This window comes from Brevibacillus sp. AG (genome assembly GCF_028369215.1).
In the GTDB taxonomy this organism is placed as follows: Bacteria; Bacillota; Bacilli; order Brevibacillales; family Brevibacillaceae; genus Brevibacillus; species Brevibacillus porteri.
In genome coordinates this window covers 354,615-379,351 of sequence record NZ_JAQMYO010000007.1, presented here as the reverse complement: position 1 = coordinate 379,351, position 24,737 = coordinate 354,615, and the positions used below count along the sequence as shown (strand labels likewise).

The 24,737-nt window shown below is 47.2% G+C and carries 26 protein-coding genes and 1 riboswitch; of the genes, 15 read left to right on the top strand and 11 right to left on the bottom strand.

Going from position 1 to position 24,737, the window contains the following annotated elements; all coding sequences use genetic code 11:
- Positions 1-18: 18 nt before the first annotated feature.
- Complete coding sequence (locus POF51_RS20560) at positions 19-537, bottom strand: DUF3231 family protein (RefSeq protein ID WP_106836416.1); 519 nt, start codon at positions 535-537, stop codon at positions 19-21.
- Between the two features lie 140 nt (positions 538-677).
- A complete protein-coding gene (locus POF51_RS20555) occupies positions 678-1,034 on the bottom strand; it encodes a DUF2512 family protein (protein WP_069846348.1) in 357 nt (118 codons plus the stop codon).
- Between the two features lie 287 nt (positions 1,035-1,321).
- Here POF51_RS20555 and POF51_RS20550 point away from each other — a divergent pair, with 287 nt between their 5' ends.
- Positions 1,322-1,840, top strand: coding sequence for a DUF2179 domain-containing protein (locus POF51_RS20550; RefSeq protein WP_007715966.1), 519 nt, complete (start codon positions 1,322-1,324; stop codon positions 1,838-1,840).
- Between the two features lie 78 nt (positions 1,841-1,918).
- Here POF51_RS20550 and POF51_RS20545 read toward each other — a convergent pair whose 3' ends face one another.
- Positions 1,919-2,905 carry a hypothetical protein gene (locus POF51_RS20545; RefSeq protein ID WP_069846346.1) on the bottom strand — a complete coding sequence of 329 codons (987 nt, stop codon included), beginning with the start codon at positions 2,903-2,905 and terminating at the stop codon, positions 1,919-1,921.
- Entirely contained in the window at positions 2,895-3,473 is a 579-nt protein-coding gene (locus POF51_RS20540) for a sigma-70 family RNA polymerase sigma factor (RefSeq protein ID WP_069846343.1), read from the bottom strand. The genes POF51_RS20545 and POF51_RS20540 overlap by 11 nt, the downstream gene beginning before the upstream one ends.
- A gap of 188 nt (positions 3,474-3,661) precedes the next feature.
- Between POF51_RS20540 and POF51_RS20535 the strand changes: the two genes are divergently transcribed.
- The 6 genes from POF51_RS20535 to POF51_RS20510 all read left to right on the top strand — a co-directional run bounded on the left by POF51_RS20535 (position 3,662) and on the right by POF51_RS20510 (position 9,056).
- Complete coding sequence (locus POF51_RS20535) at positions 3,662-4,390, top strand: amino acid ABC transporter ATP-binding protein (RefSeq protein ID WP_017247419.1); 729 nt, start codon at positions 3,662-3,664, stop codon at positions 4,388-4,390.
- A gap of 33 nt (positions 4,391-4,423) precedes the next feature.
- Positions 4,424-5,275 (top strand): transporter substrate-binding domain-containing protein, encoded by an 852-nt coding sequence (locus tag POF51_RS20530; RefSeq protein WP_069846341.1) that lies wholly within the window; start codon positions 4,424-4,426, stop codon positions 5,273-5,275.
- Positions 5,276-5,371: 96 nt separating this feature from the next.
- Positions 5,372-6,025, top strand: a complete 654-nt coding sequence (locus POF51_RS20525; protein ID WP_017247417.1) for an amino acid ABC transporter permease — start codon at positions 5,372-5,374, stop codon at positions 6,023-6,025.
- A gap of 15 nt (positions 6,026-6,040) precedes the next feature.
- A complete protein-coding gene (locus tag POF51_RS20520) occupies positions 6,041-6,691 on the top strand; it encodes an amino acid ABC transporter permease (RefSeq protein ID WP_017247416.1) in 651 nt (216 codons plus the stop codon).
- Between the two features lie 175 nt (positions 6,692-6,866).
- Positions 6,867-8,135, top strand: a complete 1,269-nt coding sequence (locus tag POF51_RS20515) for a sensor histidine kinase (RefSeq protein WP_069846612.1) — start codon at positions 6,867-6,869, stop codon at positions 8,133-8,135.
- A 3-nt stretch (positions 8,136-8,138) separates the two neighbouring features.
- Positions 8,139-9,056 carry a response regulator gene (locus tag POF51_RS20510; RefSeq protein ID WP_069846339.1) on the top strand — a complete coding sequence of 306 codons (918 nt, stop codon included), beginning with the start codon at positions 8,139-8,141 and terminating at the stop codon, positions 9,054-9,056.
- Between the two features lie 52 nt (positions 9,057-9,108).
- Here POF51_RS20510 and POF51_RS20505 read toward each other — a convergent pair whose 3' ends face one another.
- From POF51_RS20505 to POF51_RS20490, 4 genes are read right to left on the bottom strand one after another with little or no spacing between them, the layout of a single operon-like run.
- Positions 9,109-9,834 carry an ABC transporter ATP-binding protein gene (locus POF51_RS20505; protein WP_069846337.1) on the bottom strand — a complete coding sequence of 242 codons (726 nt, stop codon included), beginning with the start codon at positions 9,832-9,834 and terminating at the stop codon, positions 9,109-9,111.
- 4 nt (positions 9,835-9,838) lie between these two features.
- Positions 9,839-10,645 (bottom strand): ABC transporter permease, encoded by an 807-nt coding sequence (locus POF51_RS20500; protein WP_069846335.1) that lies wholly within the window; start codon positions 10,643-10,645, stop codon positions 9,839-9,841.
- A gap of 17 nt (positions 10,646-10,662) precedes the next feature.
- Positions 10,663-11,244, bottom strand: coding sequence for a nitrous oxide reductase accessory protein NosL (locus tag POF51_RS20495; protein ID WP_069846332.1), 582 nt, complete (start codon positions 11,242-11,244; stop codon positions 10,663-10,665).
- A complete protein-coding gene (locus POF51_RS20490) occupies positions 11,241-12,533 on the bottom strand; it encodes a NosD domain-containing protein (RefSeq protein WP_069846610.1) in 1,293 nt (430 codons plus the stop codon). The genes POF51_RS20495 and POF51_RS20490 overlap by 4 nt, the downstream gene beginning before the upstream one ends.
- A gap of 370 nt (positions 12,534-12,903) precedes the next feature.
- Here POF51_RS20490 and POF51_RS20485 point away from each other — a divergent pair, with 370 nt between their 5' ends.
- Together POF51_RS20485 and POF51_RS20480 are read left to right on the top strand one after the other, a co-directional pair.
- Positions 12,904-13,215 carry a hypothetical protein gene (locus POF51_RS20485; protein ID WP_017247409.1) on the top strand — a complete coding sequence of 104 codons (312 nt, stop codon included), beginning with the start codon at positions 12,904-12,906 and terminating at the stop codon, positions 13,213-13,215.
- A 73-nt stretch (positions 13,216-13,288) separates the two neighbouring features.
- Entirely contained in the window at positions 13,289-14,863 is a 1,575-nt protein-coding gene (locus POF51_RS20480) for an FMN-binding glutamate synthase family protein (protein ID WP_069846330.1), read from the top strand.
- Between the two features lie 180 nt (positions 14,864-15,043).
- Here the strand turns inward: POF51_RS20480 and POF51_RS20475 are convergent, their stop codons facing one another.
- Complete coding sequence (locus POF51_RS20475) at positions 15,044-15,574, bottom strand: peroxiredoxin (RefSeq protein WP_017247407.1); 531 nt, start codon at positions 15,572-15,574, stop codon at positions 15,044-15,046.
- Positions 15,575-15,649: 75 nt separating this feature from the next.
- Positions 15,650-16,084, bottom strand: a complete 435-nt coding sequence (locus POF51_RS20470; RefSeq protein WP_244521716.1) for a hypothetical protein — start codon at positions 16,082-16,084, stop codon at positions 15,650-15,652.
- Positions 16,085-16,364: 280 nt separating this feature from the next.
- Between POF51_RS20470 and POF51_RS20465 the strand changes: the two genes are divergently transcribed.
- From POF51_RS20465 to POF51_RS20440, 6 genes are all read left to right on the top strand, one after another.
- Complete coding sequence (locus POF51_RS20465; RefSeq protein ID WP_069846327.1) at positions 16,365-18,455, top strand: TerD family protein; 2,091 nt, start codon at positions 16,365-16,367, stop codon at positions 18,453-18,455.
- 214 nt (positions 18,456-18,669) lie between these two features.
- Positions 18,670-19,518, top strand: a complete 849-nt coding sequence (locus POF51_RS20460; protein WP_271755997.1) for a HesA/MoeB/ThiF family protein — start codon at positions 18,670-18,672, stop codon at positions 19,516-19,518.
- Between the two features lie 30 nt (positions 19,519-19,548).
- The gene (locus tag POF51_RS20455) at positions 19,549-20,409 is read left to right on the top strand and encodes a HesA/MoeB/ThiF family protein (RefSeq protein WP_069846322.1); all 861 of its coding nucleotides are present in this window, start codon (positions 19,549-19,551) and stop codon (positions 20,407-20,409) included.
- An 8-nt stretch (positions 20,410-20,417) separates the two neighbouring features.
- Positions 20,418-20,867, top strand: coding sequence for a DUF441 domain-containing protein (locus tag POF51_RS20450; protein WP_017247402.1), 450 nt, complete (start codon positions 20,418-20,420; stop codon positions 20,865-20,867).
- Positions 20,868-20,903: 36 nt separating this feature from the next.
- Positions 20,904-22,007, top strand: coding sequence for an alpha/beta hydrolase (locus POF51_RS20445; RefSeq protein ID WP_271755996.1), 1,104 nt, complete (start codon positions 20,904-20,906; stop codon positions 22,005-22,007).
- A gap of 13 nt (positions 22,008-22,020) precedes the next feature.
- The gene (locus tag POF51_RS20440; RefSeq protein WP_069846320.1) at positions 22,021-23,439 is read left to right on the top strand and encodes a LeuA family protein; all 1,419 of its coding nucleotides are present in this window, start codon (positions 22,021-22,023) and stop codon (positions 23,437-23,439) included.
- 94 nt (positions 23,440-23,533) lie between these two features.
- Here POF51_RS20440 and POF51_RS20435 read toward each other — a convergent pair whose 3' ends face one another.
- A complete protein-coding gene (locus tag POF51_RS20435; RefSeq protein WP_069846317.1) occupies positions 23,534-24,226 on the bottom strand; it encodes a M15 family metallopeptidase in 693 nt (230 codons plus the stop codon).
- A 183-nt stretch (positions 24,227-24,409) separates the two neighbouring features.
- Positions 24,410-24,625, top strand: a riboswitch (cobalamin riboswitch).
- Positions 24,626-24,737 lie beyond the last annotated feature (112 nt).

Here is a 24,737-nt window from a genome sequence, read left to right as displayed (position 1 = left end):
CAGTGCTTATCCTCAAGTTTAGGCATGGACAAGTTCTGGCGCTTGCATATGAAGTGGCGGCGGAACCAACCAGCCTTTTTCTTTTAAAATGCGGAGCAATCTGAGGCCAAATTGGGCTTTTGCAACATGGTACTGACCAAAAAGCATACCGATATCTTCTCGAATGGATTGAGCCATTATTTGACTGCAAGTAAGCAATCCGGCTGCAATGTCCCTTGATACACCTGCAGCGATTTCAGGGTCACTGATACGAGCACCGGCAGGAATGCTCTCTAAATCAGCTACAGGGCGATCTGGCGGTGCAGGAGGTAATCCAATGCCATTTACTTTGAGCAATTCATCCAGTTGTTCCACTTCTTGTTTCATGCTTCGCGTAATGTCTTCGAGGAAGCTTTTCAGATCATGATCACCAGTATGGTTGAGCGCTGTTTGATAACCAGCAATCAATCCTTTTGTTGTTGCCAGATACATCCATACGCCAAAAACCTCCCCATAATGCATGGGTTCATTTTGTGGATTGCCTGATAAAATACCCATTAGTGTCCTCCCAGTACTTAGTAAAGTTTTCAGATCCATTCGGGTTCTCCTAACTTTGTGATGTAACCCAAAGATAAGGTTAGCAAAAGGGACGAGATATATCCCCTTTTAGGAAATTACAAATAAAGGGGAATGGTGAGTTATTTTCCAGGTTCCTTATTAATACGATTGTTGTCGTAAATCCCCAAAAAGCGATGGTACACAAGTTCTGCTACACCTAAAAGGACTACCGTAATTATTAACTCTCCAAAGCTTAGTGGCCAATCCATCCATCTGGCAACGAACCATAAATAAAAACCAGCGATTACTGCATCTGCAATTGTAGCCGTAATATTGTTGGAAGCACGTAATATTAATTGATCTCCAATCAGATAAGCGATGACAGTCAAGCCGAGTGCCGTTAAAATAGCGGAAGCCCAGGTTGCATTGGCAAACCACCATAAACAAATGGCAACAATCATACCGGTAACAGCTGCTTTCATTAAAAAGCGAGACATGTATTCACCCTCCTCTACTTACAGTCGGAAACAAAGAGATTTTCAGCCAGCGTTCCTATGGAAAAATAAGTGTTCTCGATGCTTACTGTTTTACAAAACAACAAGGTTTATGCGGAGGCTGTTTGGTCTAATAAAAACCCCTTATCATAAAAAAGGGTGTTTGAATCTATAGGAAAAAATTCTTTGATAGCCGAATTTTACCGCTGTTATAAAAATACCTTCAATTATATGATTATCACGATTACAAAATCATCATAATACCCGGTCTGGGTGGGGGTAGGAGAGCAATGGGCTTGGCGTTTGTTTTGATCATCATCGGGATCAACATTTTGTACGTTTCGTTTTTTACGCTGCGACTACTGATGGTGATCAAGGGCTATCGGGTGTTGGCATCCCTATTAGCGATGGTGGAAGTATTCGTGTATTTGAAAGGGTTGGAGATTGTTCTGGACAACCTGGACAATCCGATCAATCTCGCAGCCTACTGTATCGGTTGGGGAATGGGTGTATTCATCGGCAGCAAGATCGAGGAGTATTTGGCCTTGGGCTATGTTACGCTGCAAGTCGTTGTGGATTCCGTTGACTTGGAGGTTCCTGTGAAGCTGCGTGAACACGGCTTTGGCGTTACTTCCTGGGTAGCAGAAGGACGCGACGGACATCGTCTCATGATGCAAGTGTTGACGAAGCGCAGCAACGAGAAAAAACTGTGGAATCTCATTCATGAGATTGCGCCAAAAGCATTCGTGATCTCTTTTGAGCCGAAACATTTGAAGGGCGGCTTCTGGGTGAACCGCCTACGGGGATAATCCCTTGTGACGAAAACAAAAAAGCAGCCAGCCCTCTTTTGCAGATACAAAGCAAGAGAGGGCTGGCTTTTCGTATGGTTACTGCTGGCTTGCTTTAGCAGCCTGGAGCAGCATTTCTTTGGAAACTGTTGGCGAATCGGTAGCTACACGATACATAATCGGTTGCTCTCCATCTTGATCCAACCAAGACAGCTCTTGATACTGACCAGATTCACTAAACAAGAACTGATCGTTTTTTGTGTAATGCGCTTTTTTTCCACTAACAGTTACTGCGTCGTATTTCGTTGTTTCTGGCGTGCTCAATTGTACATCTAGCTGTTCCTTCGGGAATTTCTCTACCGTGACAAAGATGCGTTCTTTTTGCTTGTTCTCATACAGGCTCGTATACGCTTCGATAGGTGAAGTCGCTTGTGGAACGACTTTCCATACGACACTTTTACCTGTTTCCTTGCTTTCTTCTTGAAGTTCATGCAGCCACTGCTGTCCTTCTTGACCCATCATGACACCGTAGGGGGTGCCTTGTTTGCCCTCAAGGAATGAAAAGCTGTCAGGAAGCTCGTGTGGCAAGGCATGTGAGAGAGAAGCTTCTTCACTGAGGACGGCAGTCCATGCTTTCCAATCTTTCACGATATCCGGCTTTTCTATGCCGATCGTGGGGTTTTGTTGAAAGAGAAGGTGCTTCTCTTTTTCCAGCGCTGCGAAATAGACGAGGGCGGTTTCGCCTGTTGCCAGTTTGTTCTCTACGTTTGCCAATCCCAGCCGTATTTCTTCAGGGGTTATTTGCGTCAATGTAAAATCCTTATGAGCTTGAACTTCCATACGGACAGAGCTTTCATCAATTTTGTACAACAAGCTGTGAGTCGCATAACCAAAACCAGTGAGCAGGGCGAACGCTGCTGCAACATGCACCAGCTTTGGACGAAAGCGCATCCCTTTGTGCAAACGCCACTTGCCAGCCAACTCCATTTTGGCTACTCGTTCGATTTTGCTGTCCAATGCAGGATCAATGTGTAGCTTCCCTGCTGCGTATTCATACTCATTTCTCACCTTTTTTTCAATGAACATGAAAAGATGCCTCCTCATGATTGATTCGATGCTCAAAATTCTCTCTCAATTTTTTCATCGCCAAGTGGTGTCTCGATTTTACCGTTCCGAGCGGGATTTGTAGAATCGCTGCAATTTCCTCCAAGGAACAGTTTTGATAGTAACGCAGTACGACGATTTCCTTGAGCTTGAAGGATAATTTCTCTACGGCGGGAATGACCTCCAGCTCATCACTGATTGCCCCCAGCTTATCCTCCATACCCGCGACAGGTGCTTCGTAGCCTTTTTCCTTAACCCGCTCCAACAGGCGGAATCTTCGCCAAATGCTTCGATTCCAGTTGCGAACCTGCCGCACAATCAATCCGTTGAACCATGGGATAAAGGGTTGCTCCACATCGTACCTGTCGATGCTTCGAATCAACTCTACGTACACTTCACTCATCATGTCGTCTACATCTTGTTTGTGCGGCGCCAGAAAATAGATCAGGTTGTAGGCGTACGTGCGAGTTGCTCGATAGACTTCTTGAAAAGCTTCTTCCTCTCCTCGGCGCATCCGGATGAGCCAAGGCTTTACGTTTTCCTCTTTCATAGGCCGGCCTCCATTCAGGTGTTACATGATATATTGGCTCCCATTCAACTGGTAGGTTCACTTTATTTTTTTATTGCTCGTTATTAGAAAATTATAAACAGAAAAACTTTTCTTTGTCTTTTTCAGTAGTTTTGGGTAGTTCGACATTAGTATACAAAATAAGACATAGAGCAAGGGGGGATTTAAGGTTGATCAGTTTTCATCAAGTAAATAAACACTACGGAAGTTTTCATGTCCTCAAAAACATCAACCTGCATATCAACCAGGGAGAAGTCGTCGTGGTCATTGGCCCGTCAGGATCGGGTAAAAGCACGATGGTTCGTTGCATCAACAGATTGGAAACGGTTACAAGCGGAGAACTGGTGGTAGACGGGGTGAAAGTGAACGATAAAAACACCGATATCAACAAGCTGCGTCGGGACATCGGTATGGTGTTCCAGCACTTCAATCTATACCCGCACAAGACCGTACTGCAAAACATTACGCTGGCACCAACTAAGGTTCTGGGCGTATCGCAGAAAGAAGCCGAAGAAACGGCTCTCTACTATTTGGAAAAGGTAGGGATTCCGGAAAAGGCGGAAATGTTCCCAACGCAACTATCTGGCGGTCAACAGCAACGCGTGGCGATCGCACGCGGACTGGCTTTGCGACCAAAAATCATGTTGTTTGACGAGCCGACCTCTGCGCTTGATCCCGAGACGATCGGCGAAGTGCTCGACGTCATGAAGAAGCTGGCAAAGGAAGGCATGACGATGGTGGTCGTGACGCATGAAATGGGCTTTGCCCGCGAGGTGGCAGATCGCATCGTGTTTATGGATCAGGGCACGATTCTCGAAGATTCTACACCAGAAGAGTTTTTCGCAAGTCCGCGTGAAGAGCGTGCGCGTTTGTTCTTGAGTCGGATTTTGAATCACTAAATATATAAAACGATAGAGAAAAGGGGTATTCAGATGAAAGCAAACAAGCTTTGGAAAAAAGTAGCAGGTATGGGTCTCGTTCTGATGCTGAGTGCAACTGCGTTGGCAGGCTGTGGTGGAGGTAGTAAAACAGAAGGCGGCGCACAAGGCACACCAGCCGCAGCAGGTGCGGGAACATTGGCAAAAATCAAAGAAAGAGACAAATTAGTAGTCGGAGTTAAGTACGACCTGAACCTGTTTGGCTTGAAAGACCCGGCAACCGGAAATGTAGAAGGCTTCGATATCGATATTGCAAAAGCAATTGCGAAGAAAGTACTCGGGGACGAAAACAAAATTGAGTTGAAGGAAGTAACCTCCAAAACGCGTATCCCGATGCTGAAAAACGGAGAAATTGACGCGATCATCGCAACGATGACCATTACAGAAGAACGTAAAAAAGAAGTAGACTTCTCTGACGTGTACTTCCTGGCAGGTCAATCTTTCTTGGTGAAAAAGGACAGCTCCATCAACGGTCTGAAAGACATGCAAAAAGGCATGAAAATCGTGACCGCAAAAGGCTCTACTTCTGCGAAAAACATCAGAGCGAGTGCTCCTGATGTAGAAGTACTTGAATTTGAAAACTACGCGGAAGCCTTCACAGCACTCAAAGCTGGTCAAGGTGACGCGCTGACAACTGATAACGCTCTCCTGTACGGCATGGCGAAGCAAGATCCGAACTACCGTGTAACAGAAGAGGCCTTCACGGAAGAGCCATACGGTATTGCAATCAGCAAAGGTGACGCTGAATTCGTGAAAACCGTGAACGATTTGCTAAAAGAAATGAAAGAAAACGGCGAATACGACAAGATTTATGAAAAATGGATCGGAACAAAACCTAAAAAATAATGCGGTTCGACTCCATAAAGAATGAGCGGTTTACTCTGCCGCTCATTCCCTTATATTCCTAACAGAATTTTGCACACAAGGGGGATCGCATAAGAGATGATCGATTTTTCTATCTTGTTTGATCACATGGATATGTATCTCGAAGGCTTTTGGAACACCTTGCAGGCGAGCCTGCTTGCTCTCGTCGGGAGCTTTGCACTGGGGACGCTCTTTGCGATCTTTCGGATTTCTCCGATTCGACCACTCAAGTGGATCGCTACGGTTTACGTCGAGTTTGTGCGTAATATCCCGCTGATTCTCGTCGTTTTCCTCTTTTTTGTGGGCTTGCCGGCAATTGGTATCGTACTGGAGCCCTTTATTGCAGGTACGCTTGGCTTGACGGTGTATACGGCAGCATTTATCGCGGAGACGATCCGCGCAGGCATTTTGGCGATTCCAAAAGGACAGACAGAAGCCGCTCGTTCCTCGGGATTGACGTACGGACAAACGATGCGCTATATCATTTTGCCGCAAGCGATCAAGGTCGTGATCCCGCCGATGGGCAACCAGTTTATCAATCTCGTTAAAAACTCCTCGGTATTAGGCGTGATTGCAGGTCTTGACCTGATGTATTTTGGAGACCTGATCGCGGCTGATACGTTTGTTACCTTTGATGTGTACATTTTTGTAGCTGTTTTCTATTTGATTCTGACCCTTCCGTTGAGCGCGTTCGTCAGTTATTTGGAGCGACGCTTGGCTGGAAGCCGCTAAGAAGGAGGGGACATCATGGACTTTATCGGAGCCTATACGCCCAGTCATTTGACCTTCCTGCTCGAAGGCTTTTGGGTCACCTTGCAGGTCGCTTTCTTGTCTATTGTCTTCAGCTTTTCCATTGCGATTGTCGTAGGGGTTTTGCGTTACGCAAAAATTCCTGGAGTTTCACAAGTTCTCGGGACAATCGTAGAGCTGATTCGCAATTTGCCGCTCTTGTTGATTATTTTCTTTACGTATTTTGCTCTCCCAGAAGTGGGAATCAAGATGGACAAGTTTTGGGCCGCTGTTCTGGCGTTGGTTATTTTCGAAGCAGCAATGCTGTCGGAAATCGTGCGAAGCGGTTTAAATTCGGTCGAAAAAGGACAAATTGAAGCTGCACGTTCTTCTGGACTGAATTATGTCCAGACACTGTGGCATGTTGTCCTGCCACAGGCTCTCAGAAGAATGGTCCCGCCGATTGTGAGCCAATTTATTTCGCTCTTGAAGGATACGTCGCTGGCCGTCGTAATCGCTTTGCCAGAGCTGATGAACCATGCGCAAATCATCAACGGACGCAATGTCAATTACGTCATCCCGACCTTCCTGATGGTGGCAGTGATGTACTTTGTCGTCAACTACGCGTTGTCAGTCGTCTCCAAGCGACTGGAAAACAAGCACGCTTAATCGTTCTATCTTTGCAGATCTCCGATTCTTAGTAAAATAAGAATAGGAGATCTTTTTCCGTAGGAAAACCTCCACCGAGGCCTTTTCAAGGAGGAGCGACCGCGTTTAAGTGGAAAGTTTTCATGCGCTCCGGAATTTATTTTATAAATTCCTACACGTAATGAAAGGAGCAGCTATGCGAGAACGCCTTTTGATCCTGTTTATTATCATGCTGGCAACTGCTTTTTTTGGAGAGATGAAGGTAAACCCCGTAGGCGGGTCATTTCGTTTTTCCTTGGGCATCGCTGCTTTCTTTTTCGGGTTGCTGTGGTTTTCGTCCGTACCTGTATTGTTGACGGGATTTTTTACAGGGACGTTTATCTTCGGATTTCGCGTCGGAATGGATGTCTTTTTTGCATACCGTCCGTATATGGAGAGTGTGGCTGCCCATCTTCCCTCAGCCTTTTACTATTTCACTTTTACCGTCCTGTTTTATTTGCTCCGAGCACGTAGCTATCGTGAGTTCCCCCTGTGGCTGGGGTTGATAGGTGCATCCATTGATTTCGTCTCCAATGTGGTAGAGATCCAGGTGCGACAGTATTTCACTGATTTTCCGCCGATCACTTGGCAGAGCTTTTTGATGCTTCTCTTCTTTGGAGTCTTGCGCAGCTTTTTTGCTGTCGGCTTGTACAACAGTTTTTCGATCAGGCAGTTGCGGGCAGTGGGAGAGGTGCGTCAGCAAGAGTTGGAGCGTCTGCGGATGATTAATACGGAGCTGTATGAAGAAGCCTTTTACTTGCGCAAATCGATGACGCATTTGGAAGAAATCACGCGCGAGAGCTACCAGCTCTACAGACGTCTGCTCACCTCGGATCATGCGGAATCCCCGACAGCCTTGGCGATTGCCGAGAATGTGCATGAGGTGAAAAAAGATTCGCAGCGGATGCTGGCGGGCATTTCCAAGCTGATTAATCAGGAGGGGCTAGCACCACAGCTGCCGATCAAAGAGCTGTGTGAGTTGGTTGCTCGCGCGAATCAGAAATACGCAGAGATGTTGGGAAAAGATATACGAATTGAGTGGAGCTGTAACATCAACCTGTCGACCAGCCAAATCTATGCACTGCTCTCCGTGCTAAACAACCTGGTAGCCAATGCGGTAGAAGCGATTCCCACGTCGGGACGGATTGAGCTGAATGCGAAGCTGATTCATCGTCATCTGGTGTTCAGTGTACTTGACAGTGGTCCGGGAATTCCGCTAGAAGAGCAGGAATGGGTGTTTCAGCCCGGGTATACGACCAAATACGATGAACAGGGAAATGCATCTACCGGAATTGGTCTGACGCATGCCCGTGGAATTGTCCAAAGCCTACAAGGAAGCTTGCGTATTTTACCGGATCAGAAGCAAATGACGCACTTAGAAGTACAAATTCCGACCGACCAATTACTCGGAAAGGAGGGAGTGTAAGCCATGATACGTTTCTTTTTAATTGAAGATGATGCTGTAGTGCGCCGCATGCTCGAACGGATTATTCAAGACAGCGGGTTGGGCGAAATTGTAGGGCAAGCCAGCGACGGTAGTCACGTATCGATTGATCAACTGTATGGGGTCGATGTCATTTTGATCGACTTACTAATGCCGGGGCTCGATGGCATCCAAACGATCAAAAAGTTGCAGGCAGATGGCTTCGCGGGCCGCTTCATCATGGTGTCACAGGTGGAAAACAAAGAAATGATCGGGGAGGCTTATTTGCAGGGGATTGATACCTTTATTCAAAAACCGATCAACCGCTTGGAAGTCATGGCTGTGCTGAAGCGGGTATCGGATTACTTGTCGCTGGAAGCATCTCTGCAAACTATCCGCAAATCATTGCAAATCCTGGATGTCAAAGCAAAAGAACCGCATACCAGCGGCTTGAAAAGTCAGTCTTCCGATCAGGACAACCTGGCACAAAAAGCGAGAAAACTGCTGTTGCAGCTAGGGATCGCGAGTGAAGCTGGGGCTCCCGATCTACTATTGATCATGGAATGGCTCGTACAGGATGAGCGACAGGGAGACAAGCTGCACGAATTGCAGCTCAAGGAACTGTATACACAAATTCTACTGAAGGTGCATGCCAGCCTGGATGAGCATGGGATTACTAAAGAGGTGCGTGCCATGGAGCAACGGATTCGCCGGATGGTCCTACAAGCCTTTACGCATCTTTCCTCATTAGGGTTGACCGACTATGCCAACCCGACCTTTGAACACTTTGCACCACGACTGTTTGACTTTCAAGAAATTCGCCAGCGGATGCAAGAGCTGGAGGCGGGCGAAAAAACGACGAAGTGCCGGATTAGTGTGAAAAAGTTTTTATCTGTTTTTTATATGGAAGCAAAGACGCTATAAATAAAAAAACGCGGGAGCCGATCATAACGATCAAATCTCTCGCGTTTTTTATTTATGTCTTTGCCTGATGAACAAGCTCGGAAAAGGCACCATACAAACCAATTGCTCCATACTGCTGTTGGTACTCCTCTATCGACGCATCACGCACGATTTTTCCGTTCATTAGAAAAATCGCCCGATCTGCTACCGCATCTGCTACCTGCAACTGGTGAGTCGTAAAGAGAACGGATTGACCCCCGAGCTTTACTTCCCGTACGAGATCGACGAAGGCATCCATCCAATACGGATCGAGTCCATTGGTCGGTTCATCGAGGACGACGAGTGCAGGCTTTGCCAATATCGCTTGGGCAAACAAGAGGCGCTGCTGCATACCTTTGGAGAACTGAGACACCCGTTTGTTTCTCACATCATGCAGTCCCACCATTTTCAGCAGTCGATCCGCTTCTTCTGGGGTGCGATTGCGCAGGGAAGCGTAAAATTCGAGCGTTTCTTTCGCGGAAAGTCCGGCAGAAAACGTAAAGTGATCCGGCATATAACCGATTTCTTGAAGATACTCCACACGGTTATCGTTCCAGTTCAACCCGTTTAGCTGAATGGTTCCCGAAGAAGGCGGGAGAATACCGACCAGCATCCGCAGGATCGTACTTTTCCCTGCACCGTTACCGCCGCATAAGGCGACGACCTGACCGGGTGCAATGTTCATACTGAATGGGTGGACGATTGTTTTCCCATTGATTTCCTTGGTGACCTGGTCGATGGTAAGTCCTGACATATTCATCTCATTACCTTCTTTCCCATACCCGGATGGCTATGAACAAGGTCGAACTGATCCAGAGTAGGCTGAGTGCGACAAAGATGAGATCACCAAGCGGAGAATCAGCCCAGTACACCCATTTGTAGTATTCAGGTCCAAAGATCGAGCCACCGCCTAATCTGGCAACGGAAAAGATTCGTACAAACTCCGCTGGGTTGAGAAATGTTGCGAGCTGAAGCAGAGGCTTGATCCATGTATAAGGGACGAAGCTGAGCACCGAGATGAGTAGAGTAGGCCATGCCAGAATATAGAAGAACCAGATGCTAACCCCCATTGTCAAAGCCTGCCAACGGTTTTTACTGATGGCGCCAATCAGCATGGCAATTCCCAAAAATAACAGAATGAGACAGATGGAAAAGGCAAGCAAAAACAAGAGAGTCGAAAATGCAAAGCTTTTTCCTAACAGCATGCCAGCTACACCAGACAACCCATACCCGAAGCTGACGATCGCGACTAATACGAGTGCTTGTCCCAAGTATTTCCCCACCAAGAAGGAGAAGGTTGTCATGGCGTAGGTAGAGAGGAGCTGCCAGCTACCCTCTTCTTTTTCCGCCGTCAAGGAAAAAGAAGAGAGAAGCATCGTCATTAGTGGCAGCAAATACAAAATCAGATTCAGCATGGTACCTGTCGTATACGTATAACCCTTCATGTAGGACTGCGATTGGATGATCAAGAGTCCCAAACTAAACAGGGAGAACAGAGCCATAAACGAGTAGGACCATGGATTGCGAAAGCCTACCTTCACTTCTCGTTTGGCAATCAGATTGATGTGCAAAGACTCCACTCCCTCTGTTAGTTGTGTGTGGTTGGGGTAGTATTGTTGCTTCCGTGATCAGCTGGTTTGCTTTCGTGACCGCCATTATGTTGACCTTCGGAAGACTGACCGTCTTTGTTCATGTGCTTGCTCATGCCGTTTTCCCAGCTATGATTTTTCAATTCCTCTGCACTCATGACAATGCCTTTCTTTTGCTCTTGAACAAAGCTGTCTGCAGCAGACTTCTCTTTGAAGGAATAGATGCCATACGTCATTGGCGTTTTGAAGTCTTTGTCGTAAGCGTAGGTAGCTTGCTCTGCTTTTGTCCATTCTGCTGTGTAGTAATCGCGGACAAATTGTACAGCCACGTTATCGGTTCCATTTTCTTTCGTCCAGTTGTGTAGGCAGCCGAGATCATCGAACTTCAGGGCTTTTCCATCTTTTAAGACGATTTCAGTAGCATTGTGATCGTTAGGGACATGCATTTTGCAAAGGTCGCATTTGTCTACGCCTTCCGCGATATCTACTGGTTTTGGCTCTTCGCTTCCGCAGCCGACCATAAGCAGGCTGATACCGATAATTGCTCCGACTGTTGTGCACCATTTTTTCATTTTGTTCATGATTTTTTCACTCCTATATAAATGATAGAACAGCTTCCTATTAACAAAATAAGTCCAAGAATGCCAGCACCCCAACCGCTCGTTTCCCCGGATTCAATGAGCATGGTGTCCGAGGGTTGCATTAAAGGAGATGCGTCCTTGATTGCTGAGCCGGCTCCACTTGTAAACAAGCCTTCCAGAAACACGAATCCCGGGGCTTGGAAAAACAACTGGTAGGCAGGAACCGCATCGGTCAAACCCAGATAAAAAGGATTCATCTCGTACGGCAAATCACTGCGGGAATCTCCGTTCACATCAAGTCCTTGCAAATTGTCCCAGTAGTTTTTATTTAAGTTGTTGTTCTGACTATCCTGAGCTTGTGCTTGGATGACGTTGGAGACAAATTGGTTATCGGTTAATACGTTGTCAGAAGAGGACAAAAACTGCATGCCGATAAAGTTGAGACTGAGTAAATTGTTTTTAACCGTAATTCCGGATGATTGCTCTAAATACAGTCCAACGCGGTTCCCCTCAATCGTGTTGTTTGCAACCAGCGTATCCTGTACGGTAATGAGAAGAATTCCTTGCGAACCGGGATTTTTTTGCTGTTTCAAAAATTGATTCCCGGTAACCGTCAATTTGCGCGACTCCATAAGCTGGGAGCCCGTCACATTTTCCATTCCAATGTTGTTGATGACCGTCGTATCAGAGGTGCCCATGAAGTGATAGCCGTACCGCGAATTCGTCACCAGATTTTGTTCCAGATGGTTTCGATCGCTATTTTCGACGTAAAAGCCATCCTCGACATTCGTTACCTGATTTTTAATGAAACGGTTATGATGCGATTCACGCACGTCAATTCCGTTTCCTCGTTTCGCTTTTTCCGTTTGCTTTGGCTTTACTTCAGGCTGTGCTCCGTGATTATGTCCAGTACTGGTCGTTGGACTGCCATCGCCTTTGATTTTTCCGATGACTTGAACGTTGTGCAGCGTGTTGTAGTCTGCTTGCCGTAATTGAATGCCGATCCCTTTCGTTTCAACGATGACATTCTCCAGAAAGTTTTGATCGCCACGGATGACAAGAGCGGCTACGTCACTGTTGATTCGCTTGTCCACGATATGGATTCCTTGCACACTCACATTGTCGCTTTCAATCGTGAGCGTTGCCTCCTCCTCGGTCGGATTGATGATCTTCACTGGATCATTGGCCACCAATTGAATCGGCTTGGTAATGCGGATAGGACCTTTGTACAATCCATACGGGATGGTAACAGTATCGTTAGGACGTGCTTGATCAATCATCGCCTGCAAGGAGTCAGAATCTGCAGGCGTCGCCTTGGCTGTGATAGGCAGCTGTAGGGCAACGATACAAATGACGGAGACGAAAAGTAGCGGGAGAGATAATTTTCGATTGTTCCATCGCAATGACAGGGTGCATCCTCCCCTATTCCACTAGAGAGCTCTCTCGTTTATTGCCGGATAGTCGGCTGCTAGCTACATTTAGGATAACAGCCTCTTTTCATTTTCGTATGACTCAACCGGGCTATAAAACGTGTCAAAAAACGCAACGATTTTTAAAAAATGGAAGGTTGCGAGCGGCTTGCACCTGAGGTGGCATTGTGAAATCAAAGTGGTCATACTAAAGGGAAGAGAAGGAAGAGGCGAAAAGGAGAGACGATAAATGGATACAAACATAGAGAAAGCACTGCGCACGACACTGGAATATTGGGATCGGATGAAAAAGAGCCACGAGGACGACGCGGAGGACGATGCGAATCAGTTTGAGGCTTCGTTTTACCGCATGATGGAGCAAATCCGCGAGTGGTACGATCAACTGGAGACGAAGCCTGATACGATAGAGGATGCACTGCTTCTGCCGGACATGGCAGAGGTTGCGGAGCAGTTACCTGTAGAGATCATGCTGAATTTTGAAACGGAGCTGGAATTAATCGTAGATGGGCAAATACGGGAGGATGATGAGAAATACGATTAAAAACAGAGAACTTGTTGCATCCTATCCTTGACATGATTTACTAGAATATTGTGTTTGGGGAGGGTAAGCACAAGTGGTACCTACTCTGTTGTGCGTCATTATCTTCATCATTCTTTTACCACCCATTGTATTTTTCGGTTACATGTATGCCTTGTCTAAACAGCCGAAGCACTCCATTATTCGGTCCCATCCATTTTTGGGGTGGATGCGTTATTTGCTGGAAAAGCTCGGGCCGGAGCTTCGCCAGTATTGGTTTGACGATGATACAGACGGTAGACCGTTTTCCAGAGCCGACTTCGTGGGCCTCATGTATGCGTCAAAATACCGGACGGATCTGATCTCGTTCGGAAGTAAACGTGATTATGAGAAGCCCGGCTTCTATTTGTCCAATGCGATGTTCCCGAAGCTGACGAGTGAACTGCGTATTGATAATGAAAAAGTCGTCCCCGGCAGAAAATACGAGATTACCCACGAAGGGCTGTTCACGAGAAGGGAAAAATTTATCGAGGAACAAGAGGTAAAGCCGTGGTTGCTACATGATGAGGACGTCATTGTCGTGGGAGAAAACAGAAGGCAGCCTTGGCGGCTGAAAGGGATGTTTGGTGCTTCGGCTACCTCCTTTGGAGCAGTGGGAGAGAACTATATCATGTCCACAGGGTATGGGGCACGTATGGCAGGCGGCTCTTGGATCAATACAGGAGAGGGTGGCGTCGCAGAAGTTCACCTCTCGACAGGCGCGGATATCATTTCGCAAATCGGGCCGGGGATGTTCGGCTTCCGTGATGACAAGGGCAAGTTTTCGATCGAAGAATTCAAGAACAAGGCTAACATTTCTAACATCAAGGCGTTTGAGCTGAAGTTCCATCAAGGGGCCAAAATACGCGGAGGTCACCTCGAGGGCTCCAAGGTCACGGAAAAAGTCGCGGCAGCAAGGCTGGTACCAGTGGGACAAACGGTCAATTCACCGAACCGCTTCGAGTTTCTCACCAATCCTGAGGAAGCCTTGCGATTCATCGGCAGTTTGCAGGAGGCGGGGGGCAAGCCTGTCGGTGTGAAAATCGTCGTCGGCGATCCGAAGCGATTGGAGCCGTTTTTTGAGAAGATGGTGGAGCTGTCGATTTATCCGGATTTCATCACGGTAGATGGCTCTGAGGGCGGGTCGGGTGCGATGTATAAGGCAATGGCAGATGGCATGGGCTTGCCGCTTTTCGCCGCGCTCATCATTCTCGATGATACGATGAGGAAGTTCGGCGTACGGGAACGCATCAGAATTTTTGCTTCCGGCAAGCTCGTTACTCCTGACAAAGTAGCTATCGCCATGGCATTGGGAGCGGATTGCGTCAACTCCGCGCGCGGCTTCATGATTGCAACTGGCTGCATCATGGCGATGCAATGTCATACGGGTAAATGTCCCACAGGGGTCACTACGACGGATTCCAAGTACCAGGAGGCGTTGGTTCCGGCAGAAAAGCAGTGGCGTGTCATGAACTATATTTTGCAATTGAGGGAAGGCTTGTTCTCGCTGGCGGCAGCATGTGGCTTGGAGAGTCCGACTGAGCTGAGAAGAGAGCATGTCGTGTTTACCAATGAAAGCGGGGAGACCATGCGTGTCGTTGACTTGTTTCCGTACCCGGTCGTGTCCAGATAAGTATTTACAAAGAAGATAAATAATGGTAATGTGAATAAATCAGGCTATAGTACACCTTCCTTCTAAACCAACTAGCGATTAGGGGTACTGCTTTCCTGATTTTTTTATGCCTATAATTAAAATGGAAAGGCCGTATGATCCTGTGTAAGCGATCATGCGGCCTTTGTTTATGTCTATCGACTAGGAGATCGTGTTTTGCCCCGGCTTCCAGTCCATTGGGCACAATCCGCCTGATTGCAGAGCTTCGATCACACGGAGCGTCTCATCTACGCTTCTGCCAACCTTGGAGTTGGAGATGACTGCGTATTGCAGGATACCTTCTGGATCGATGATGAAACTGCCGCGCAGCGGAGCTTTGGTTGCTTCGTCCAGCACACCGTATGCAATGGTCGCTTCTTTGCTGTAATCGGAAGCGAGCGGGAAGGAGAGCGGCCCGATGCCTTCACTCGATCTCATCCATGCTTTGTGTGTATGTATGCTGTCGCCGCTAATGCCAAGCACCTCGACATTTAAATCCGCGAACTCCTTGATCCGGCGGTTGAGGCTGAGGATTTCCGTCGGGCATACTTTCGAAAAGTCAAAAGGGTAAAAGAACAAAAGAAGCCATTTTCCACGATAATCTACCAAGCTCTTTGGCAGGGGAAATCCGTTGTCAAACGTTACGGTGTCCATCGTAAAATCAGGTGCAGGAAGTCCAATACGCGCTGTCATAGATCGATCTCCTCGTTTCTGATACCGTATGTCGGGTACTGGTATCAAAGTATCACGAAAGATCGAGACAATCAATTAGTTCTGAATATCAGAAGTATGGTGGAGGTTTTTTGCATTGTTCTTTTGTTGAAGGAAGAAAACGATTGGAAAGAAGGCAACCAAGAAACAACAGGCGGCGAGAATCGGAAATACGGATATTTCCAAAACAGCACGACCGAGATAGGTTTGCCAGCCGATTGCTGCTAAACCGAGCAAGTAGGCGATACCTGCGAGATGGATGAATCCAGTACGAGCAGTGGACACATGCTTTTTACGTTCAGCTAACCAAGCGACAAAAGGTACTGTATTAAAGGAAAACGCTTTCGACATCGCCAATAGGAGCGACGGATCCTCCGTACAGCATGACCCAGAGTGCGCATATGGCAGCCAGTAAGAAGCCGAGCAAGCCGAAATACATCTCCCCTTAAAAGAAAGGGGAGATGTATGACGATCCATAACAGATTGATTCATGAATCGAGTTCTCCCTCCTGTAAAGTTTTGGTACTCTGCTACTCACTTTACAGGGATGAAGAATAGGGAATAACGGGCAGCGGATTGAAATCGAATTAGGTCCGGGGACGGATTTATTTCTCGCTCCTCCCGGAAAGCTTTACCATCTGGCAAAATTGAAGTAAGATGGTGAAAAATTACAAAAAGGAATAAAAAATCAGGCTATTGTACACCTTCCTTCTGAGCTAAAGGTTTGGTTCACCATTAGGGGTACTGCTTTCCTGATTTTTTCGTGATGCCAATGAAAAATCAAATCTACCTTCGCCGGAAAAATAAAATCATCGTACATCAGGGGCAGCAACATGAACTGCCTACCTCTTATTTAGCTGCGGCTTTACGTAATATTGAGAGCTTGGGCTATACCTTTTCACTGGAATTGCTAGAAAGAATCCGGACGCTGTCGGAAGGAGAGTTTTTTGCGCTCTATTCGGACGTGGTAGCTGTGCTCAAGGTAAAGATCGGGGCATCCCGCCAGTACAAGCCGATGTATCCGAATTTTCCTAAGCAAGTCATGGAGGCCAGCGAGGGTGAGCTGTTTGTAAATGCGATCATTCACTATTTGACGTTGGACCTTCCTGTGCACGAAGTGAAAAAACGTTTGCCTTTGCTGCGAGAATCTCGCCTGAAGTTGATACATCTGGGCACAGACGAAGAGCTACTACAGGTAGGAATGAACTTGCTCCGCTCCAATAGCTCGCTCTCTGCTACTGACAGGGAAGACTTGGAGGGCTTGATTCAGGCCTATGAAGGAATCGCAGAAGCTCTCCCAGCCGAGATTCCCCAAAAGGAAAACGTGGCGATTGCTGCTAGCCTGTTGCTCAAATATGACAAGCTTCCTGCTACATTTTTTGCCCACTATTGCAAGACAGCGACAGATGTACTACGTCTGGCAGCGGCGCTGTCTGACGGGGATGTGAGCTTGGCGGAGCCTGCGAAATTTCGCAAGTTTAAGCGCGGCGAAAGAAGACTGCTCCTCGGCCTGCTGGAAGCCAGCTCGAATATCGTAGAAGACATGAATCGTTACAAAAACAGATGGATTCGTCTCGGGGAAATCTTGCATCCGTTTGAATATAAGGATCGCTATCCGAAAGCGGCAGAAGCATTCGATATTTTGCGCAACAATCACAAGGTCGAGACGTTCAATAGCCAAGTAGAGCAGGCGTTGGTTCGTGCGGATGTGAATATGGCGATAAAGCTGCTCGAACAGCGTCCAGGGGAATTTGCCCGTCGTCTGGATCATTTGTTGCGTTTGACGGAGCTGGGGAGTTCAGTCCTTTCTGCCTTCGAGAAAATTGCGCACGGTGTATCGACTCCAGTTCTTTTGCAAGTCATGAATCACTTCGACAAACGGGATAGCTACGGGGAATGGCGGACCTTTTTTCCGAAAGGGCAAGTGGCGAAAGTACAGGCAATTGAAAACCGAGTGCCAGGGCTGCAAGAAGACATCAGACAGAAGGCAGCGGATATATGCCGGACATCTTTGTTGAACCGTTTTGCCCAATTGCCGTCGCTGGGTAACGTCTATATCGACCCGCGGCTGAAGGAGCATCTCGTTCCGTTTTCGATGCGATCCGCCAGCAAAGCACTACGCACGATTGCACGCGGCTCCCGGCTATCGATCCCGGATGGTGGGACGATTCGCTTTTTCCTGTGGTGGAAGGAAGGGATCGTCAACGATGTCCCTACAGGCAGAGTCGATATCGATTTGTCTGCCGTGCTCTATAACGAGGCTTGGAAGTACATGGAGCATATTTCCTATACCAATCTGCGTTCCGATAAGTATCAAGCGTGCCATAGCGGGGATATTGTGGAGGCTCCCAAAGGCGCGTGCGAATTCATCGACATCGACATTGATTCTGTCATCCGCTATGGCGGTCGATATGTCGTCATGAACCTGTATTCGTTTACGAGTCAGCCTTATTGCGATTTGCCCGAATGCTTCGCAGGCTGGATGATTCGTTCGGCGCCACAGACAGGGGAGATTTTCGAGCCGCAGACGGTACAGGACAAGGTTGATCTCGCCGCAAATACGCGGATTTGTATCCCGGTTATTCTGGATCTCGTGGAGAGAAAAGTGATTTGGACGGATATCGCCCTGAATTCCGATCCACGGTTTGCCAACAATGTGGAGTCCAATGCGGGAGGGGTGGAGCTGATGGGAAGAGCGCTCACCTCGTTGGTGAAGCCTACCCTGCATGAGTTGTTCATGCTTCATGCGCAGGCGAGGGGGACGCTGACTGATCAAGCAGAAGAGGCAGATACGGTATTTTCTTTGGAAGAGGGAATTACGCCGTTTGATACGGAGATCATCATGGCGGATTTCTTGCAGTAAGGTTAGGGGAGTGTAAGGCTTGGGTTCGGTATTGTACCGGACTCAAGCCTTTTCATTTTGTCTATTCTAGCTAAAAATTTTTCTCCTTTGTTCATGAAAATTTCAAATATAACCCAATTAATAGTCAGAACGAGCTATTTTTTTGCTAGTAACTGGAACTCTATAATGGCAAATGTAATTGGTCAATTGAAATTGGAAAGAGGAGGAAGAAGAATTGGAAATGGATTCGTTTTATTGGGAAATGGTCAAGAAAAATATTGGCGTGTATACCACTGAGGAACAAAACCGCTTAAAGGAAGGAAGGGTCATCATATTTGGACTCGGCGGGGTTGGGGGGATGGAAGCGATTCTTTGCGCCCGCATGGGGATCGGGCAGGTCACTGGAGTAGACCCTGATGAATTCGAAGTTTCTAACATCAATCGTCAAATGCTGGCAACGGTACATTCATTGGGTAAATCAAAAGCGGCGACGGCTGAACAAGTTCTTCAGTCCATCAACCCATACATATCTGTTCGATGCGTCCAAGCAAATGTTGATGAAGACAATGTGCTTGAACTGATGAAAGGGCATGATCTGGTGATTGAAGCAGTGGACGATATACCCTCCCGCGTCATCATCCACCGGACCGCTCGTGAGTTGGGCATACCAAGCGTGGGCATGTCAGGGAGCCCCCCAACCCGCGGGTTTGTCTCTTCCTTTTTTCCAGACGGCATCTCGTACGAAACAGCATTGAACATTCCAGGAGCAGGGGAAAAGTTGACCAATGAAGCGTTACGCCAAGAGATTGCTGACATAAAAAAAGCCAGGGCCTGGCACTCTGTCAAAGAAGGAGCTCCAAAGGAATGGGCAGAGGATTTTTGTGAGGGAAAGGCTGGCTGGATTATTACACCAGTTCGTGCCCATCTCATAGCGCTTTTCAGCTTTCATGAAGCTGTGCAAATCTTGACGGGCAGAGAACCGTTGGCACGTGCACCCAAAGGAGTTCTCATTAATCTAGATACGGACACACCGGTAAAAGTGACAACTCCCCCTGATGGAACGTGGAACTATGCAACACTATAACGATTTTGAAAGAACAAAGGAGATGATTGTATGTCATTGATAGAAAATAGAGAATTATATAACAACAGTTTTACCCGTAATTTCGGAATCATTACGAGTGAGGAGCAAGCCAAACTGCGAAATGCTAGAGTAACGGTGGTAGGTGCAGGCGGCGTGGGAGGGATCACATTGATTCAACTCGCTCGGATGGGTGTAGGGAAGCTACATGTCATCGATCAAGACTCGTTTGAGGAAAGTAATCTCAATCGCCAAATGCTCAGCTTTGTCAGCAAAATCAACTCTCCCAAGGCGGAAGTAGCGAAGGAAATACTTCACGATATCAATCCAGAGCTGGAAGTAAAGGTAACAAGGGAGTTTGTTACCGAAGAAAATGCACATGATCTGCTGGGTGATACAGATGTGATTGTAGATGCTACGGATAATCTGGTTGCACGGGTAATCATCCATAGAACAGCAGCCGATATGGGTATTCCCTCCATCTGGATTGCGGTAACACCACCTTTCCGCGGAGGAGTCATGTGCATGACACCCGATTCCTTGCCCTATGAGGTCGCCATGAGACACCCTTCCTATCAACAGCCTCTCACGCCAGAGATGCGTGAAAAAATTAATCAGATCAAAGACGAGCGTGCAAAGTATTCCGTATCGCAAGGCGCCTTGCCTGAATGGGCAGATGCCTATGTAAAGAGAGAGGCTCCATGGGCAGTGCTTGCTCCGGTAGCGAATATCGTCGGCGTATTGGCTAGCTTTGAGGCATTCAAACTAATCATTCAGAGACCAGACCTATTGCCAGCCGTTGCTCCCAATCTAGTCAAAGTCAATTTAGCTTCCGTCCAAATGGTACAGGTGGAAGCCCCGGCAGAGGGAAGCTGGGATAACACGCTACTCTAAGGACTCCTATGTTGCATACCACCATTATCTTACTGGTAATCGCCCTCTTGTCATTAGTGGCAAAGGATCTGGTTCTCGTCTACGCTTCCCTCTTGCTGCTCGGATTATCTTTGCTAAAAGCAGTGCCTGTCATGGATGCAATCCAAAAACCAATTTTCCATGTGGGTCTGTTTTGTCTAATGGTATTCTTGTTGATTCCGATTGCCAAAGGAAAATATGATTTCATCTCCCTTGGCAAGGAAATGGTCAGTTGGAAAGCAACGATAGCCATTTTAGCAGGTTTTATCATCTCTTATGTCGGGGGAAAAGGCTTAAGTATTTTGCCAGATCAACCGGTTGTTTTCATAGGCGTAACACTTGGAACACTTTTGGCAGTGCTACTGACTAATGGGCTGCCCGCAGGCTTAATCATTGCAGCAGGATGCATTGCGTTGCTGTCAAGAATCTTCAATTTCTAGCACCCTCTAAATCTACTTTGAAAGAAGTGCCAAACTATGAATCTCAATCATCAAATGAAAAATCATTTTCTTATGCTAGTCCTATCTTTAGGGCTGCTTGTTCAAGGGTGTTCAACTCCTGATTCCCCCAATCAAAATAGTACAACACAAGCTCAATCTGTAGTGGAATCAACCAGTGAAATCGTAACGGAAGAGCTGAAAGTGCCAAGCATCGATCAGGACGTCTCCTTATATGTGAGGCACATGAGTGCCAAAAACAAGGAAAAGTTCACCAATAATGAGGTTGTATTGTTTCTTGAACCGTTTAGCGTACCTACCGCCCAAGCATTTGATGTTCCGGGATACTCCTGGATGGAGGAATACGCAAAGCAAGGTTACGACACATGGGCGATGGACTTCCGAGGGTTTGGGCATTCTACCCGACCAGTTGAAATGGATCAACCACCTGTAAAGAATGCTCCTGTCGTCCGTGCCACTGAGGCGGTAAAAGATCTGGAGGCTGTCGTCCAGCACATAAAGAAAACGCGACAAGTGGATAAAATCAGTATCGTAGGATGGTCTTGGGGTGGGGTTGTTGCAGGGATGTACGCGACTGAACATTCCGATGATATTGAAAAACTCGTGCTTTATGGTGTTATGCATGGTTTTTCCTTACCTTTGATGGCAACTCCATTTGAAGCAAAAGGGAAGCCAGGTGAAATCAATCCCCAATTACCAGCGTACCAGGTTGTCCAGTTTGACAAGGCCATGCACCATTGGCACATGATGCTAGATAAACGTGATCTGGTTTCCGGTGAGGCAATGAATGCTGTATCCAAGGTCTTCGTAAACTCTGATCCTAACAGCAGCAAGCAACCTGAACAATCCATCCGCCGTCCAATGGGACCTTTGGTAGATCTGTATTACATCTGGACGGACAAACCCATTTTTGATGCAGCGAAAATTACGACGCCAGTGTTGATCATTCGAGGAGATCTGGACTTTTTTGCCGATAAGTCCCTCTTCCATAAGCTGACCAATGCATCTGCAAAACAAGAAGTGGTTATCAAAGATGCAACACATTGGGTGTTGTATGAAAAAAATCGTGATCAACTCTTGCGTGAAACAGACGAATTCCTGAAAAAGGAAGTAAACCCGTAAGGATGTGCTGGAAATGAAGCCGTTTCAAATTTTGGATGCAACACTGCGAGAAGGAGAGCAGCAATCAGGCGTGCGCTTCACATGCGAAGACAAGATTCGCATCCTGCATCTCTTGGAAAGCTATCAGATAGACCTCATAGAAGTGGGCCATCCTGGAATTTCTGCCGTGGATGAAGAAATCTGCCGAAAAGTGGCTCAATCGGCAAGACGAGCGCAAATATTAATGCATGCGAGAGCTACTGTTGAAGAAGTACATGCAGTAAAGCGCGCCAAAGCAGACTGGGTGGGGATTTGGGCTTCCATTAATGATGTGTCTATCCAAACCAAATTCAGTCATCACCAGGAAAGCTATATACAAGAGAAAGTCCAACAAGCTGTTATCGAAGCAAAAAAGCTTGGCTTACAGGTTAGATTCACGATTGAAGACGCTTCACGGACAGAGTGGGAAAAGATATCCAGCTTAGGTCATGTTGCTTTGCAGGCAGGCGCAGATCGCATTAGTTTGGCAGATACTGTCGGGATATGGGAGCCTGATACATGCAAAAAAATCGTAACTCGTGCCATTGAGGAATTTGGATGCGAAATTGAAGTTCATCTGCATAATGATCTTGGTCTTGCTCAAGCGAATGCGCTGGCGGCTATTGATGCAGGCGCTTCGGTCATTGATACGACAATTTTAGGAATCGGCGAAAGAGCTGGAATTACTGACTTGATCCAGCTTACTGTTGCGTTGCAAAAGCTTCGAAATGATCATCGTTATTCTTTGGATAGAATTCCCGAGCTTGTACAAGCGATACGTCTAACGACAGGGTATAGACCGGACGAACTGCGCCCAATCGCTGGGCAAAATGCTTTTACGCATACATCGGCTTACCATGTCCAAGCCGTAAAGAGGAATTCCAAAGCGTATGAGCCATTTCCTCCCGAAACAATTGGAAGAACACGGCTTCTCGAAGAAAAGCGTCCTCCAATAGGAAGCCCAAAGCTGCCTGTTTCTTTACAGGTAGGAAAGCCGTTTCCAAAAGGTGCTTCAGAGCTACAGTATCATCGTGACGGTCCAGGGATACGCTGGGTTATGATGGATTCGCGTGTTGATGAGCGAGCCTCATTCTATGTGATCCAAAGGATATTTGGATTATGCGATTTGTCCGGTATTCCTGAAAAACATGTAGACAGACATGCGCATCATTGTGACAGTGCCTTCCTCTTTTGGGGAGATGCATCTGATGGCACTGGTCTGGTGTGTCATGTTCAACTCGGTGAAGAAGAGAAGACTGTTGAGAGTCCAGCAGCTATTTTTATCCCAGCAGGCGTCGAGCATTCCTATCACTATGTGTCAGGGCACGGAACTTATACAAATATTGTATTGTCACCTGAATACAACAAAAGCCTTTTGGTTTCAGCAGCATCTTCTGAAATACCAGTGACCTAAGAGGTACAGGAATTTGTTGAGTTTGAAGAGTGGGCGGCCATCTGGGCATGAGTACGGTATCGACCGGGCTCATGCCTTGCTTGATTATTTGTGGTTACATCGACAAAACCCCGCCATAGATCGGCTCTTGCTGCGTTTTTTGTCCCCAAGTGCGCGTTCCGTATTCGAAATGCCACCATTCTTTCGGATAGTTGACGAATCCGGCAGCCGTCATCAAATGATAGAGCAGTCGGCGATTGTCTCGAATCTCGATGTCCTTTTGCTTAGACTGTGCCAACTCTTCATAATAGCGAGTGGAAGCCAGTTCACTGAAATCATCGAAGTCTGTCCCCATCTCCAGCCAGCCATCAGGCCCTGCGATAGTCAGATCCACTGCACCGCCGGATAGGTGAGGGGACGGTTTGGAGAGGTCTGTTGTTGGATAAGCGACGAATTTGCTCAATTCTTCCGTGAGGGCGGGTCCTTCCTGCCAGCCTTGTAATAGCAAGGCTTCGCGGAAACGATCATACAAGGATGCCTGTACCTCAAATGAGCGCCAGCCGTCCAACACGACGAGCTTGTAGCCAACAGGCAGTAGTGAGGCTGCCATGGCGAGCTTGCGTGCTGCCCCTTCTCGCAAAAAGGCTTCTGGCTGTGTTCCGGCATAGCCCTCGTGGTAGTAGGCTGGATAGACTGTGATTTGAGCTGAAAGGGAAGAGAGGGGAATCATCGGTTCGCCGCATTCCTTGATCGGCAGTGGGCTGGGCAGGACCATGTCTGGTATTTTTGGAATCGGAGGAAATAGCATGACTGCACACCACTTTCGATTGTTTTGCCAATAGGGTAACGAAAAACATCAGGCATGTAAACGGTCATTATCTTAAATTTTCTGCTAATAGTCACCAGCGACGAATCGGCAGCTTTTGCTTGAATCCTCGGTAGCTTTTGCTATTATTAAAGCAAGTGCTTGTCAACGGAACGAACGACATTTACATATGGAAGAGAAACAGGTCCTTGTTTTTGCGAAACCGATTCGCAGGAGCAAGGTTAAAAGGGAAGTTTGGTGAAAAGCCAACGCGGTCCCGCCACTGTAAGAGAGTAGCTGTTCTTCAAGGCACCATGCCATCCACTGCCCATCCGGGAGCGGGAAGGAGAAGAAAAGCGATAATCCTCGAGCCAGGAGACCTGCCTGTTTTTATGTTTACACTGATTTCCTTCGGGTCAAAGGAAGAGGTGAGGATTGTTGCTTTTCAGCTATCCGCGCTTTGTTTTTCCTTACGTACTGGGGGAAACAGAGCGCTTTTTTTATGCTTCGGAAA

What these genes read in the sequence shown, in the direction of transcription:
- POF51_RS20560 (WP_106836416.1), bottom strand. Translation starts at nt 537, where the DNA reads ATGGGTATTTTATCAGGCAATCCACAAAATGAACCCATGCATTATGGG.
- POF51_RS20555 (WP_069846348.1), bottom strand. Translation starts at nt 1,034, where the DNA reads ATGTCTCGCTTTTTAATGAAAGCAGCTGTTACCGGTATGATTGTTGCC.
- POF51_RS20550 (WP_007715966.1), top strand. Translation starts at nt 1,322, where the DNA reads ATGGGCTTGGCGTTTGTTTTGATCATCATCGGGATCAACATTTTGTAC.
- POF51_RS20545 (WP_069846346.1), bottom strand. Translation starts at nt 2,905, where the DNA reads ATGTTCATTGAAAAAAAGGTGAGAAATGAGTATGAATACGCAGCAGGG.
- POF51_RS20540 (WP_069846343.1), bottom strand. Translation starts at nt 3,473, where the DNA reads ATGAAAGAGGAAAACGTAAAGCCTTGGCTCATCCGGATGCGCCGAGGA.
- POF51_RS20530 (WP_069846341.1), top strand. Translation starts at nt 4,424, where the DNA reads ATGAAAGCAAACAAGCTTTGGAAAAAAGTAGCAGGTATGGGTCTCGTT.
- POF51_RS20525 (WP_017247417.1), top strand. Translation starts at nt 5,372, where the DNA reads ATGATCGATTTTTCTATCTTGTTTGATCACATGGATATGTATCTCGAA.
- POF51_RS20520 (WP_017247416.1), top strand. Translation starts at nt 6,041, where the DNA reads ATGGACTTTATCGGAGCCTATACGCCCAGTCATTTGACCTTCCTGCTC.
- POF51_RS20515 (WP_069846612.1), top strand. Translation starts at nt 6,867, where the DNA reads ATGCGAGAACGCCTTTTGATCCTGTTTATTATCATGCTGGCAACTGCT.
- POF51_RS20510 (WP_069846339.1), top strand. Translation starts at nt 8,139, where the DNA reads ATGATACGTTTCTTTTTAATTGAAGATGATGCTGTAGTGCGCCGCATG.
- POF51_RS20505 (WP_069846337.1), bottom strand. Translation starts at nt 9,834, where the DNA reads ATGAATATGTCAGGACTTACCATCGACCAGGTCACCAAGGAAATCAAT.
- POF51_RS20495 (WP_069846332.1), bottom strand. Translation starts at nt 11,244, where the DNA reads ATGAACAAAATGAAAAAATGGTGCACAACAGTCGGAGCAATTATCGGT.
- POF51_RS20485 (WP_017247409.1), top strand. Translation starts at nt 12,904, where the DNA reads ATGGATACAAACATAGAGAAAGCACTGCGCACGACACTGGAATATTGG.
- POF51_RS20475 (WP_017247407.1), bottom strand. Translation starts at nt 15,574, where the DNA reads ATGACAGCGCGTATTGGACTTCCTGCACCTGATTTTACGATGGACACC.
- POF51_RS20470 (WP_244521716.1), bottom strand. Translation starts at nt 16,084, where the DNA reads ATGAATCAATCTGTTATGGATCGTCATACATCTCCCCTTTCTTTTAAG.
- POF51_RS20465 (WP_069846327.1), top strand. Translation starts at nt 16,365, where the DNA reads ATGAAAAATCAAATCTACCTTCGCCGGAAAAATAAAATCATCGTACAT.
- POF51_RS20455 (WP_069846322.1), top strand. Translation starts at nt 19,549, where the DNA reads ATGTCATTGATAGAAAATAGAGAATTATATAACAACAGTTTTACCCGT.
- POF51_RS20450 (WP_017247402.1), top strand. Translation starts at nt 20,418, where the DNA reads ATGTTGCATACCACCATTATCTTACTGGTAATCGCCCTCTTGTCATTA.
- POF51_RS20445 (WP_271755996.1), top strand. Translation starts at nt 20,904, where the DNA reads ATGAATCTCAATCATCAAATGAAAAATCATTTTCTTATGCTAGTCCTA.
- POF51_RS20440 (WP_069846320.1), top strand. Translation starts at nt 22,021, where the DNA reads ATGAAGCCGTTTCAAATTTTGGATGCAACACTGCGAGAAGGAGAGCAG.
- POF51_RS20435 (WP_069846317.1), bottom strand. Translation starts at nt 24,226, where the DNA reads ATGCTATTTCCTCCGATTCCAAAAATACCAGACATGGTCCTGCCCAGC.